Genomic DNA, 12,749 nt, shown 5'->3' on the forward strand with positions numbered 1-12,749 from the left:
GTCGAGGGCGGCGTATGCCAGGACGCCTTGCAGCCTGCCCAGCAGGAGGTAGAGATCTTTGAGCTGCTGCGCAAGAACCCGTGCCGGATTCCGGGTGCAGATCAGGAGAAGTCGGCCGAGCGGCCCGTGCTGGCGCTGGCGCAGGTGCTCAACCTCGCGGAGCTGGTGGACGAGCGGTACCGCGCCCTGATCCTGGTGACCACCTTCGCGTGCCTGCGCTGGGGGGAGGTGTCCGCGCTGCAACGGCAAGACATCGACGCTGACGCTGGGGTGATCCGCGTTCGGCAGACGTTCACCGAGGTGCGCGGCGTCGGGCTGATCCTCGGTCCGCCGAAGTCGCGTGCTGGTCTGCGTGCCGTGTCGGTGCCGGTGGCGATCCGGCCGACGCTGCGGGAGCACCTGGCGGCCTTCGTCGACGACAACCCAGAGGCTCTGGTCTTCACCACTCCGTCCGGGCGGCCCATTTGGCGCGGCAATCTCAACAAGGTCATTGGCTGGTCGGCGGCGATCGGCAAGCTCGGGGTGCCGGGTCTGCACTTCCACGATCTGCGGCATACCGGCAACACGATCGCGGCGCGGACCGGGGCGAGCACTCGGGAACTGATGGCGCGGATGGGCCATGACTCGTCCCAGGCGGCCATGATCTACCAACACGCCACCTCAGAGGCGGACCGGGCCATCGCCCAGGCGGTGAGCGACGCGGTCAAGGCGGAGCGCAAGAAGGCCAAGAAGGCGGCGACTGGCACGTCGGACAAGCCGCAGGCCAAGGGCAAGAAGGCGGGCAATAAGCGTGGCTAATGGCCCGTGGATGGCCCGCCGGGCGCTGCCGGCCGCAGCAACGTCGAGGCCCTGGCTGGGACTTGCGTCCTGACCAGGGCCTTTCGCGTGGAGCGGGTGACGGGAATCGAACCCGCACTGTCAGCTTGGGAAGCTGATGTTCTGCCATTGAACTACACCCGCAGGCGGGACCACTGTACCTGAGGTCACCACCCCCGTGCATCCAGGTACCCCCGCGGGATGCCTCCCGTCGCCGACCGTGGTCGGGCCGAAACGGTACGCATTCACGAGTATCTAAAAGTTTCCTGACGGCAACATATAGCCGTTCTCAAATCTGTCGATCGGTTGTAACGTCACCTCACGTTCTCGACCACGGTGCGACATACCCCCGGTCGCACCGCAAGAAAGAGGTGGGCCCATGGGACTCCGTCCCAACCTGCTGACCCGGCGTGCGGCCGGCGTCGCGTCGACGACCCTCGCGCTGCTGCTCAGCACCGCCACGGTGGGCGTCGTTCCCGCTGCTTCGGCCTTCTCCGCCGCCCCCGGCGAGGTCTGCGCCGAGCCGGCCGACGTCCACTCGGACGCACGGGTCAAGAAGGGCGGAATCGCCGAGCACGAGCCCAACGAGCTGACCGCCGCCCAGGTCAGGGAGCGCGAGGCCGACCTCGCCATTGCGCTGCGCGACCGGGTCAACCATCGTGCCGGCGCCCAGGCCGCCAGCCCGCTCGCCGCCGTCACCATCCCCGTCGTCGTGCACGTGATCCAGCGGGACGCCACGCGGGCCGGTGGCAACATCCCGGACTCGATGATCACCTCGCAGATCACCGTGCTCAACCAGGCGTACAGCGGTGCCACCGGCGGGGCCGCCACCGCCTTCAGCTTCCAGCTGTCGAAGATCAACCGGGTGACCAACCCGGCCTGGTACCCGATCGTGCAGGGCTCGTCGGCCGAGCGGCAGATGAAGACCTCGCTGCGCGAGGGTGGCAAGAACACCCTCAACGTCTACCTGGGCGAACTGAGCGATGACCTGCTCGGCTGGGCCACCTTCCCGCAGCGGAAGCTGAACAGCATGGACGGCGTGGTCGTGCTGAGCGAGTCGCTGCCCGGTGGCACCGCCGCCAACTACAACCAGGGCGACACCGGCACCCACGAGGTGGGTCACTGGCTGAACCTGTACCACACCTTCCAGGGCGGCTGCTCCGGCACGGGCGACAGCGTCAGCGACACCCCGGCCGAGGCTTCGCCGGCGTTCGAGTGCCCGACCGGGCGGGACACCTGCACCACGGCCGGCCTGGACCCGATCACCAACTTCATGGACTACACCTACGACTCGTGCATGTACCAGTTCACCGCCGGTCAGGCGAGCCGCATGCTGACCGCGTGGAACGCCTACCGCGCGGCGTAGCAGCCGCAGCAGCGAACCGGTGCCGGCTCCGTCGCACGACGGGGCCGGCACCGGTCGTCTCCGCCTCAGGCCGCCGTGCGGCGGGTGTCGAAACCGTGCCGGCCGCGCCGCGCCGACCGCTGATCGGGTACGCCCACCGCGTCACCGCCGCGGCGTGCCGACGGGTCGAGCCAGACCTGCACGGCCGGCCGCCCCGGCGCGTCGCCGGGCACCGCCGGGCCCTGGGCCTGGTGGGTGAGCATCGCGACGTCGACGCTGAACTCGAAGAGCCGCCAGTCGACCTGGGGCGCCGCCCGCCCGAGTGCGGCCACCCGGGCCACCCGCGCGGGATCGGTCACGATCACGGCGCGACCCGCCACGTACGCCTCGTCGTCGCTCTCCTCCGGCGGGAAGGAGTGCAGCGCGTAACGCCCGTCGCGTTCGAGGTCGCGCCGCTTGGGCGAGTCGACGACGAAGCAGAAGAGCCCCTCGTCGGTGATCACCGGACAGACCGGGTGGACCCGGGGACCGCCGTCGGCGCGGACGGTGGCCAGGTAGCCGAAGCCCGGCCCGTACTGCTGCATGAGAAGGCGGATCCCGTCGGCGAGTCGGGGCTCGTCAGCGGCGAATTCGGACCAGGAAGCCATGCCGACATTCTATCGAACACACGTACGAACGTGCAGTCCGACACGCAGCTCACCCGGGCCGCTCGATATGGTGTTCCGATGCTGCTCTCCGACCGCGACCTGGTCTCCGAGATCAAGGCGGGCACGCTCGCGCTGGAGCCGTTCGAGCCCACGCTGGTGCAACCGTCCAGCATCGACGTGCGCCTCGACAAGCTGTTCCGGGTCTTCAACAACCACCTCTACACCCACATCGACCCGGCCAGCCAGCAGGACGACCTGACCTCGATGGTCGAGGTGCCCGAGGGCGAGCCGTTCGTGCTGCACCCGGGCGAGTTCGTGCTCGCCTCCACGCTGGAGGTCATCTCCCTCGGCGACCAGCTCGCCGGCCGGTTGGAGGGCAAGTCCAGCCTGGGTCGGCTCGGCCTGCTCACCCACTCGACCGCCGGCTTCATCGACCCGGGCTTCTCCGGGCACGTGACGCTGGAGCTGTCCAACGTGGCGAACCTGCCGATCACGCTCTGGCCGGGCATGAAGATCGGCCAGCTCTGCATCTTCCGGCTCTCCTCGCCGGCCGAACACCCGTACGGCTCCGCCGTCTACGGTTCCCGCTACCAGGGGCAGCGCGGCCCGACGCCGAGCCGCTCCTGGCAGCACTGGCGCACCTGGCCCACCCGCTGACGCGCGCACCGTCCGGGTGCGACCACGGGCTGCCTGCTCACACCCGGCCGTAGCTGTTGACCGGACCGTCGTCGACCCGCTTCATCCGGACCGGCATCCCGGCCCGGGAGGCGTGCACCACCCAGCCGTCGCCGACGTACATGCCGACGTGGTGCAGGTCCGGGTAGTAGAAGACGAGGTCGCCGGGGCGCAGCTCGGCCCGGCTCACCCGGGCCGTCACCTGGCGCTGCTGACGGGCGTTGTGCGGCAGCGACTCACCGGCTTTCGCCCACGCGGCGAGCATCAGCCCGGAGCAGTCGTACGCGCCCGGCCCCTCGGCGCCCCAGACGTAGGGCTTGCCGATCTGGGCGCAGGCGAACTTCACCGCCGTGCCGGCCGGGCCACCCGGATAGCCGGCCGGGCAGGGTGCCGGGCGGAGCGCGCCGCCGCCCCCGCTGCCGTACACCTTGAGCCGCAGCTTCTGCAACCGGTCGATCTCCGCGTCGATCTGCTGCTTCTTCGCGGCGAGCTGCGCCTCGGTGCGGGTCAGCCGGCCGACCATCTCGTCCAGCGGGGCCTTCCGCGCGGCGAGCTCGTCACGCAGGTCGACGACGGCCCGGACGTCGCGCTGCTGGCGCTGGGCGAACCGGTCCAGCAGCTCGAGCTGCCCGACCAGGTCGCTCGGCGAGCGGCTGCCGAGCAGGGCGTTGACCGCGGAGATGTGCTCACCCTTGTACGCCTCGACGGCGAGGCCGGTCACCTGGTCCATGGCCTGGTCGACCTGGCGTTGCAGCGGTGCGATCCGGCGGGCCAGCGCCGTCGCCTGGCGGCGCTTGGCGGCCAGGTCCTGGCGCGTGGCGTTGTGCTGCTCGATGACCGGTTCGAGCTTGTTCCAGTCCTCGTCGATCCGGCGCTCGATCTCGGCGACGGACGGGTCGGCGTGCGCCGCCGTGGCGCCACCGGTCAGAGCGACGGTGGCACCGATCAGGGCGACGAGTGCGGTGGTGCAGCGGGACCAGCGGGAACGCGGCGCTGCCATCCGCCGGTCGGGCAGCGCCGACCGGTCCGACGGTGGCCGCGGGGCATGGTGTGCCACCGGGCTCCGGACTCCTTCTTCCGCGACCGCCTACCGGGTTAGCTGACGGGTTCGGGCGGGAAGGGAGCGCCCTACCGCAGTGCTGCGGATTCACCCCGGCGTACCTGGGTCCCCGGCTCGCCCGTGGGCGACTCGGCGGTGCCGGCCGTCGCCGTCCCGGTGGACGGACGTGGTGGCGGCCGACGATTGACCAGAGTAGAGACGGCCGTTATCGATCCGCAACCATCCGGACCGGACACGCCGTGCCCACCTGCGCGAAGCCCCCGGTCGCACGGCGACCGGGGGCTCCGGGACGAGGGTGTCGGGTTCCGGTCAGCCGGGTCGGCGGAACCCGGCGACCGGCATGTAGTTGATGTTCTGGGTCTGCACCGGCTTGCCGGTCCGCGGCGCGTGCACCATCAGGTTGCCGCCCAGGTAGAGGCCGACGTGGTGCAGGTCGCTGAAGAAGAAGACCAGGTCGCCGGGGCGGGCCTCGGAGCGTGAGACGGCCCGGCCCTCGTTCCACTGGGCGCCGGTGTGGTGCGTCAGGTAGATGCCCGCCGCCTTGTAGGCGTACTGGGTGAGGCCGGAGCAGTCGAACGAGCTGGGGCCGTCGGCGCCCCAGACGTACGGCTTGCCGACCTGCGCGCAGGCCGTCTGGATGGCCTTGCGTGCGGCACTGCTCACCACACCGTTGACGGTCGGGCAGCCGGCCACGCTGACGCTGGTCTTCGGCATGGACGCCTGGAGGCGCTTGATCTCCGCGTTGATCTGCGTCTTCTTCGCCGCCAGCTCCTTCTCCTTCTTGGCCTCGGCGGCGATGGTGGCGTCGAGCTTCTGCTTCTCGCTGTCGTACTTGCGGCGGACCGCGAGCACGCCCTCAACCTGCTTGCGCTCGCTCGCGGCGAGCCGGTCCAGGTAGGTGAGCTGCTCGGCGAGGTTGCCGGGCTTGGTGCTGACCAGCAGGGCGCCGAGGTCCCGGGAGGGGCCCGTGATGTAGTGGCGGGTGGCCAGGTCACTGACCCGGTTCATCGCCATCTCGGTCTCCAGCGCGAGCGGCTGGATCTTCTTCCCCAGCTCCGCCGACTTCTTGCGGTCGACCTTGAGCTGGGCGCGAACCTTGTTGTACTCCTCGATGGTCGGTTCGAGCTGCTCCCACTGCTTGTCGATGGCCGCCTCGATCTCCTCCGGGGAGGGCGCGGCATAGGCGGGCGCAGCGAGCATCCCGGCGCCGACGGCGACCGCGGCGACCACGGTGAGCAGGCGTTGGACGACCCGGCGCAGGCCGGCCGGACGAGCGGACGGCTGGCTCTGGGCGTGACGATGGGGGGGCATGGTTGCCACCAGCACCGACTCCTTTGCGACCGGCCGCCGGGCGCCTCGCTGAGGGGAAGACCGAGGCAGACGACCCACAGCGGCCGGTGCCCCACATTAGGGAAGCCGGGGACGGTAATCAAGGTGACCTGTTACCCCATCACACCCCGGCAACCGGTTGTACACAAAGGGTGTCCGGTCAGAGCCCGACGACAGCGGTCAATACGTCGTCCAAGGTGACCACACCGAGGGGCCGCCGGCCGTCACTGACCAGCACCATGTGCCGCCGCTCCCGCCGCATCGAGAGCAGCAGATCGGCCAGGGTCCGGTCCGGTGGCACCACCGCCAGGGGTCGGTAGACCTCGGCGGGCACCGGGGCCCGCCGGGCCGTCCCGGCGTACCCGATCACGTCCTTGACGTGCACGAAGCCGAGCACCCTGCGGGTGGAACGCTGCACCACCGGGAAGCGGGACCGGCCGGTCCGGGTGGCCAGCACCTCCAGCGAGGCGGGCGAGACGTCCTCGGCCACCGTGGTCACCGTCGACCACGGCTGCAGGGCGTCGGCGGCGGTACGCCGGTGCAGGGCCAGCGCGGCGGTGATCCGGGCGTGCTCCTCCGCGTCGAGCAGCCCCTCGGTGCGCGCCTGCGACACCAGCCCGGCCAACTCCTCGGCGGTGAAGACGGTCTTCACCGCCTCGGTGGCCTCGATCCGCCACAGCCGCAGCACCCGCCGGGCGGCCCACTTCATCGTCAACAGCAGCGGCTTCGTCGCCAGGCAGAAGGCCAGCATCGCCGGCCCCAGCCAGAGCGCGGACAGCTCCGGCCCGGCCAGGGTGATGTTCTTCGGCACCATCTCGCCGACGACGGTGTGCAGGAAGACCACCACGGCGAGCGCGATCAGGAACGAGATCGGGTGCACCGCGGCGTCGGGCAGTCCGACGGCGTGGAACGCCGGCTCGATCAGGTGAGCCAGCGCCGGCTCGGCGATCGCGCCCAGGCCCAGCGAGCAGACGGTGATGCCGAGCTGCGCCCCGGCGATCATCAGCGGGATCTGGTTCATCGCCGACAGCGCCCACCGGGCCCGCTTGGAGGTCGCGGCGAGCGGTTCGACCACCGTCCGCCGGGAGGCGATCAGCGCGAACTCGCTGCCCACGAAGAACGCGTTGCCGAGCAGCAGCACCGCCGCGACGAGCAGCTCAGTCATCGTCGTCCGGCTCCGCGGGGCGGACCACCCGGACCTGCTCGATGCGGTGCCGCTCCACCTCGACCACGGTGAACTCGTAGCCGGCCTCCTCGACCGTCTCGCCGGGCAGCGGGATGTGGCCGAGCCGGGCCATCAGGAAGCCGGCGAGCGTCTCGTACGGGCCCTCGGGCAGCCGGAAGCCGGTCTGCTCGGCCAGCTCGTCCTCGCGCAGCACACCGTCGGCCAGGACGGTCCGCTCGCCGCCCGGCACGGTCAGCTCCGCCACCCCGGAGTCGTCCACGCCGGCCGGGTCGAACTCGTCGGCGATCTCCCCGACCAGCTCCTCCACCAGGTCCTCCACGGTCACCACGCCGTCCGTGCCGCCGTACTCGTCGACCACGATGGCGAGGTCGGCGTTCGCGGCCTTGAGCGCGGCGAGGACGCCGTCGAGGTCCAGGCTCTCCGGGACGTACACCGGTTCCCGGGCGACCGCCGCGACGGTGGTCGACGCGCGGTGGGCGAGCGGCACGCCGAGCGCGTCGGGCACCCCGGCGACGCCGGTGACCAGGTCGAGCGTCTCCTCGAAGATCGGGAACCGGGTCCGTCCGGTTTCCCGGGACGCCGCGAGCAGTTCGGCGACGGTGGCGTTGGCGCGCAGCGCGACCACGTCCACCCGCGGGGTCATCGCCTCGGCGGCCCGCTTCTCGCCGAAACGGATGGTCCGGCGCAGCAGCATCGCGGTGTCCGGCGGCAGCGCGCCGGCCCGCGCGGAGATGGCCGCCAGCAGCCCCAGCTCCTCCGGGGACCGGGCGCTGGCCAGCTCCTCCTGGGGTTCGACGCCGAGCTGGCGGACCAGCCGGTTGGCGGAGTCGTTCAGCCCGCGGATGAGCCAGCCGAAGGAGCGGGAGAAGGCCCGCATCGGCGCGGCGGTGGCGAGCGCGGTCGGCATCGGCCGGGCCAGCGCCAGGTTCTTCGGCACCAGCTCGCCGAAGAGCATGGAGATCAGGGTGGCCAGCGCCAGGGCGAGCAGCGGGCTGAACCGCTCCGCCCCGCCCACGGGGTGCAGCAGCGGGGCGAAGAGCCGGGCCAGCGCCGGTTCGGCGAGGTAGCCGGTGAGCAGCGCGGTGAGGGTGATGCCGAGCTGCGCCCCGGAGAGCTGGAAGGAGAGTTCGCGCAGCGCCCGCCGGACCGTGGTGGCGGCGCCGTCGCCGGCGGCCACCCGTCGGTCGATCTCCGCGCGGTCGACGGTGACCAGGGCGAATTCGGCCGCGACGAAGAACGCGTTGCCGGCGGTCAGCAGGACGAAGCCGACCAGTGGCAACAGCGTGGTGACGAGCAGGCCGTCGATGATCGCCTCACCTCGGGCGCGATTGTTCCACGGGCGCGCCCCGGGGCACGAGTCGCGCGCCGGGCAGGCCGTCCCCGGGACGTCGACGGCGGCGACACCCCGGGGGTGCCGCCGCCGTCGTCCGTTCCACGATCAGGGGGTACGACCTCAGCCGGCGACCGGTGCGGCCTTCTTGTCGTCCTGGGCGGTGTCCGGCTTGACCGAGCGGAGCAGCACGCTGGCCACGTCGATCACCTCGACCTGCTCGCCGGCGCCCTTGCCGTTCACCCCGTCGTTGAGCATCGTCGAGCAGAACGGGCAGCCGACGGCGACCGTCCTCGCCCCGGTGGACATGGCCTCCTCGACCCGGTCCACGTTGATCCGCTTGCCGATCTTCTCCTCCATCCACATCCGGGCGCCGCCGGCGCCGCAGCAGAAGGAGCGCTCGCTGTTCCGCGGCATCTCGGTGATCTCGCCCTGGATCGCATCGCCGAGCACCTCGCGCGGGGCGGCGAAGACCCGGTTGTGCCGGCCCAGGTAGCAGGGGTCGTGGTAGGTGACCCCGCCGTCGACCGGCTGCACCGGGGTGAGCTTGCCGGTCGAGACCAGGTGCGCCAGGAGCTGGGTGTGGTGCACCACCTCGAACTCTCCGCCGAGCTGGCCGTACTCGTTGCCCAGGGTGTTGAAGCAGTGCGGGCAGGTGGCGACGATCTTCCGCTTGCTCTTCTCCCGGCCCTCGAACGCCTCGTTGAGGGTCTCCACGTTCTGCTGGGCGAGCATCTGGAAGACGAACTCGTTGCCGATCCGGCGGGCCGGGTCACCCGAGCAGGTCTCGCCCTCGCCGAGGATCGCGAACTTCACGCCGGCCTCGTTGAGCAGCGTGGCGACCGCGCGGGTGGTCTTCTTCGCCCGGTCCTCGAACGCGCCGGCGCAGCCGACCCAGAAGAGGTACTCGAAGTCGTCGACCTCGCCGACCCGGGGCACCTCGAAGTCGAGGCCCTTGGTCCAGTCCTCGCGGGTGTTCTGCGGGGCGCCCCACGGGTTGCCCTTGTTCTCCAGGTTGCGGAGCATGACGCCGGCCTCGGACGGGAAGCTCGACTCGATCAGCACCTGGTAGCGGCGCATGTCGACGATGTGGTCGACGTGCTCGATGTCGACCGGGCACTGCTCGACGCAGGCGCCGCAGGTGGTGCAGGACCAGAGCACGTCCGGGTCGATGACCCCACCCTCCGCGGCGGTGCCGATCAGCGGCTTGTCAGCCTCGGCGAGCGCCAGCACGTCCATGTGGGCCAACTGCGCGGCAGTGGCCTTCTCCTCGCCGGTGAGGTCCTTGCCGCCGCCGGCCAGCAGGTACGGCGCCTTGGCGTACGCGTGGTCGCGCAGGCTCAGGATCAGCAGCTTCGGCGACAGCGGCTTGCCGGTGTTCCAGGCCGGGCACTGCGACTGGCAGCGACCGCACTCGGTGCAGGTGCTGAAGTCCAGCAGGCCCTTCCAGCTGAACTGCTCGACCTGGGCGACGCCGAACTGGTCCTTCTCCGGGTCGGCCTCCTCGAAGTCGAGCGGCTTGCCGTTGCTCGTCATCGGGCGCAGCGCGCCGAGGCCGGAGCCGGCGGGCTTGGCCGGCTCCCGCTTGAAGAAGATGTTGGGGAACGCCAGGAAGCGGTGCCAGGCGACACCCATGGTCACGTTCAGCGAGATGACGATCAGCCAGGTCATCGAGATAACGATCTTGATGAGCGCGGCGACGCTGGCCCCGTCCTGCCAGTCGGGCAGCACCGCGCCGACCGCGTGGCTGAACGGGGTGGCCCAGAGCGGGTACTCGAAGTGGTCGGTGGCGACCTTGAAGCCCCGGATCACGAACCCGAAGATCAGGACCAGCAGGACGATCCACTCGACGAAGTAGCCCTGCCACATCGTCGAGCCGGTGAACCGGGAGCGACCGCCCGGCCGGGTGGGGCGGTTGCGCAGCCGGATCGCCATCAGCACCAGGATGCCGACCAGGCCCAGCACGCCGATGACCTCGGTGGCCAGACCGAAGACGATCCAGTGCCCGATGATCGGCAGTCCGCCGGTCGGGGTGACCACCTCGAAGTACGCCTCGAGCACCAGCAGCGACAGCACGATGAAGCCGACCATCACGAGCCAGTGCGCGGCACCCACCACGCCCCACTTGAGCATGCGGGTGTGACCGGCGGTCTCCACCAACATCGTCTTGGCGCGGGTGACCTTGTCGCCGAACCGCTCCGGCGCGGGTTGCCCGAGCCGGATGACTGCCACCATCTTCATGACCGCGCGCGCCGCAAGCCACACCGCCACGGCGGTGATGGCGGCCGCGAGGATCGTGGTGACGATCTGGACGCTGCCCATCGAGTTGGCCTCCCGGTCTGCTGCCTGTCGAGCGGCTCGGCGACCTGGGCCGACTCAGGACGGGACCGGCGTAGCGCCGCTGCCGCACCCTCGACCGGACCGGTCGATGACCTCGCTCCGCTCGGTCATGCAGTGCAGCCTACGCGCAAGGTTACCCAGGAGTAACGTGAGTCTTCTCGCATCCGGCCGCGCCGCCCTGCGCACACCATAGGGTGCCCGGCGCCGGAGCGCCGGGCAGGGTTCCGCGAAGGTGACCTGGGTCGTGCGGTGGGCGGTGCCGGAGCGCTCAGCGCCAGCGGGAGAGCAGGATCAGCGAGGAGACCATCGCCCCGAAGCCGACCGCGAGGTTCCAGTAGCCCCACGTGGCGACCGGGTACTCCTGGGCGGAGAGGTAGTAGACCACCAGCCAGCCGATGCCACCCACGATCAGCGCGACCGCCGTGGCCGGCAGCCACACCGGGCTAGGCTTGCGCGTCGCCGCCGTCGCGGTCGGACGCACGTCCGTCGGCGGGGTGTACACCTTCTTCTTGCGGACCTGAGACTTGGGCACGACGCTCTCCAGAGGGGGTGACGACCTCGTCCGGCCTGACAACCGGGCGCGGGGGCGACGGTCCATGGCCAATAATGTTCGACAGCTAGCGTAGTCCCGACGGCCCGTTCAAGCCACGAATGGGGTCAGGCCGGTGCACGGAGTGACCGAAAGAGTGGGGCCACGCCGGGACGGGCGAACCGTTGCGGGTGGTGTCGGGCGGCAACCAGACGACGGGGGAAGGAACGCTCGGTGGAGTACACAACCGGCGCGGCGTCCTGGCAGAAGGCCATGCGACGCGCCGTCGCCGCACTGGTGCCAGGGCGTCCACGGCAGCGCCGGCCGGGCTGGTCGATCGGGGTGCCGATGATCGCCGCCGCGGCCGGGCTGCTCTTCACCACCACCGCGACCACCGCGGGCGGCACCGACCTGCGGGAGGACCGGCGCCCCCAGCTGACCCAGCTCATCGAGGACCGTCGCGAGCAGGTGGCGGCGAGCGAGCTGCGGGCCGCCCGGCTGCGCGCCGAGGTGGAGAGCGAGACCGCCGCGCGGGCCGGCACCGACGGGCCGATCAAGGAGCAGCAGGACCGGGCCCTGGCCAGCCGTGAGGCCGCCGGATTCGTCGCGCTGGCCGGCACCGGGGTGACCGTCGAGCTGAACGACGCACCCACCGACGGGCCGCTGCCCAAAGGTGCCACCAATGACGACCTGGTCGTCCATCAGGGTGACGTCCAGGCGGTGGTGAACGCGCTCTGGGCGGGTGGCGCCGAGGCCATGTCAATCATGAACGTCCGCGTGCTGTCCACCAGCGCGGTACGCTGCGTCGGTAACACCCTGCTGCTGCACGGCCGGGTGTACTCCCCACCGTTCAAGATCGTAGCAATCGGTGATCCCGCAGCTCTCCAGCGGGCGCTCGCCGACTCTGAGGGAGTCGGGTTGTTCAAGCAGGCGGTCGACCACTACCAGCTCGGTTACTCCGAGACCGTCTCCGCGGTGACCGTGCCGGCGTTCGAGGACTCGACCGCGCTGCGCTCGGCGACGGTGCCGCGATGACCCGTGAGGACGACGGCGAGGGCCGCCGTCGCGACCGGAGCGATGACGCGACCGCCTTCATCCCCAGGATCGGCCACTCCGCGCCGCCCACCCCCGACCGTCCCGGTCCGACCGGGCCCTGGCCCGACCCCGTGCTGCCGTCGCGCGCGCGTCCGCCGGCCGACGCCCCGGCTTCGCCCGGTCCCGCCGGCCGCCCGACGCCGCGGGACGGCGGTCCGGGTCGGCCGCCCGCCGCGGCCCGCGACACCGCCCCGAACAGCGGGTCGCCCGCACCCCACCACGGGACCGAGAACCCGGGTACGCAGGGTCGTCCCGCGCCGCCCGCGTGGCCCGGCGCGGCCCAGGGCCGGCCCACCGCGCCCGCCGCGCCGTTGACGCCCGCCGGACCGGCCGCCCATCAACCCCCGGGCCACCCTGAAGTACCTGATGGACCAGCGCCGTCCGCTCTACGCCGAGG

The 12,749-nt window shown here is 71.3% G+C and carries 11 protein-coding genes, 1 tRNA gene and 1 riboswitch; of the genes, 4 read left to right on the plus strand and 8 right to left on the minus strand.

Annotated features, from left to right (window positions below; genetic code table 11):
• Window positions 1–798, plus strand: a 798-nt coding sequence (locus V6U79_RS29420) for a tyrosine-type recombinase/integrase (RefSeq protein ID WP_334616684.1), incomplete at its 5' end; no start/stop codon positions are given.
• Window positions 799–886: 88 nt separating this feature from the next.
• Here the strand turns inward: V6U79_RS29420 and V6U79_RS29425 are convergent.
• A tRNA-Gly gene (locus tag V6U79_RS29425) sits at window positions 887–960 on the minus strand.
• 235 nt (window positions 961–1,195) lie between these two features.
• On the opposite strand from V6U79_RS29425, the gene V6U79_RS29430 reads away from it, so the two are divergent.
• Complete coding sequence (locus V6U79_RS29430; protein WP_334616685.1) at window positions 1,196–2,182, plus strand: zinc metalloprotease; 987 nt, start codon at window positions 1,196–1,198, stop codon at window positions 2,180–2,182.
• Window positions 2,183–2,247: 65 nt separating this feature from the next.
• Here V6U79_RS29430 and V6U79_RS29435 read toward each other — a convergent pair whose 3' ends face one another.
• Entirely contained in the window at window positions 2,248–2,808 is a 561-nt protein-coding gene (locus V6U79_RS29435; protein WP_334532250.1) for a pyridoxamine 5'-phosphate oxidase family protein, read from the minus strand.
• A 78-nt stretch (window positions 2,809–2,886) separates the two neighbouring features.
• On the opposite strand from V6U79_RS29435, the gene dcd reads away from it, so the two are divergent.
• Complete coding sequence (dcd, locus tag V6U79_RS29440; RefSeq protein ID WP_334532247.1) at window positions 2,887–3,465, plus strand: dCTP deaminase; 579 nt, start codon at window positions 2,887–2,889, stop codon at window positions 3,463–3,465.
• A gap of 37 nt (window positions 3,466–3,502) precedes the next feature.
• Here dcd and V6U79_RS29445 read toward each other — a convergent pair whose 3' ends face one another.
• From V6U79_RS29445 to V6U79_RS29470, 6 genes are all read right to left on the minus strand, one after another.
• Window positions 3,503–4,540, minus strand: coding sequence for a C40 family peptidase (locus V6U79_RS29445; protein ID WP_334616686.1), 1,038 nt, complete (start codon window positions 4,538–4,540; stop codon window positions 3,503–3,505).
• 12 nt (window positions 4,541–4,552) lie between these two features.
• A riboswitch (cyclic di-AMP (ydaO/yuaA leader) is annotated at window positions 4,553–4,688 on the minus strand.
• Window positions 4,689–4,852: 164 nt separating this feature from the next.
• Window positions 4,853–5,869: a C40 family peptidase gene (locus tag V6U79_RS29450; protein WP_334616687.1), complete on the minus strand. Its 1,017-nt coding sequence runs from the start codon at window positions 5,867–5,869 to the stop codon at window positions 4,853–4,855.
• A gap of 163 nt (window positions 5,870–6,032) precedes the next feature.
• Complete coding sequence (locus V6U79_RS29455) at window positions 6,033–7,037, minus strand: hemolysin family protein (protein WP_334532238.1); 1,005 nt, start codon at window positions 7,035–7,037, stop codon at window positions 6,033–6,035.
• Window positions 7,030–8,337, minus strand: coding sequence for a hemolysin family protein (locus V6U79_RS29460; RefSeq protein ID WP_334616689.1), 1,308 nt, complete (start codon window positions 8,335–8,337; stop codon window positions 7,030–7,032). Before V6U79_RS29460 ends, V6U79_RS29455 begins: the two co-directional genes overlap by 8 nt.
• Before the next feature lie 174 nt (window positions 8,338–8,511).
• The gene (locus tag V6U79_RS29465) at window positions 8,512–10,710 is read right to left on the minus strand and encodes a (Fe-S)-binding protein (RefSeq protein WP_334532235.1); all 2,199 of its coding nucleotides are present in this window, start codon (window positions 10,708–10,710) and stop codon (window positions 8,512–8,514) included.
• A 286-nt stretch (window positions 10,711–10,996) separates the two neighbouring features.
• On the minus strand, window positions 10,997–11,260 hold the full coding sequence (locus V6U79_RS29470) for a cell division protein CrgA (protein ID WP_334532232.1): 264 nt from the start codon (window positions 11,258–11,260) through the stop codon (window positions 10,997–10,999).
• Window positions 11,261–11,491: 231 nt separating this feature from the next.
• Between V6U79_RS29470 and V6U79_RS29475 the strand changes: the two genes are divergently transcribed.
• Complete coding sequence (locus V6U79_RS29475) at window positions 11,492–12,292, plus strand: DUF881 domain-containing protein (protein WP_334616691.1); 801 nt, start codon at window positions 11,492–11,494, stop codon at window positions 12,290–12,292.
• The last annotated feature ends 457 nt before the right edge of the window (window positions 12,293–12,749 follow it).

Origin of the sequence: Micromonospora psammae, assembly GCF_036902725.1 — a bacterium.
Lineage (GTDB): Bacteria > Actinomycetota > Actinomycetes > Mycobacteriales > Micromonosporaceae > Micromonospora.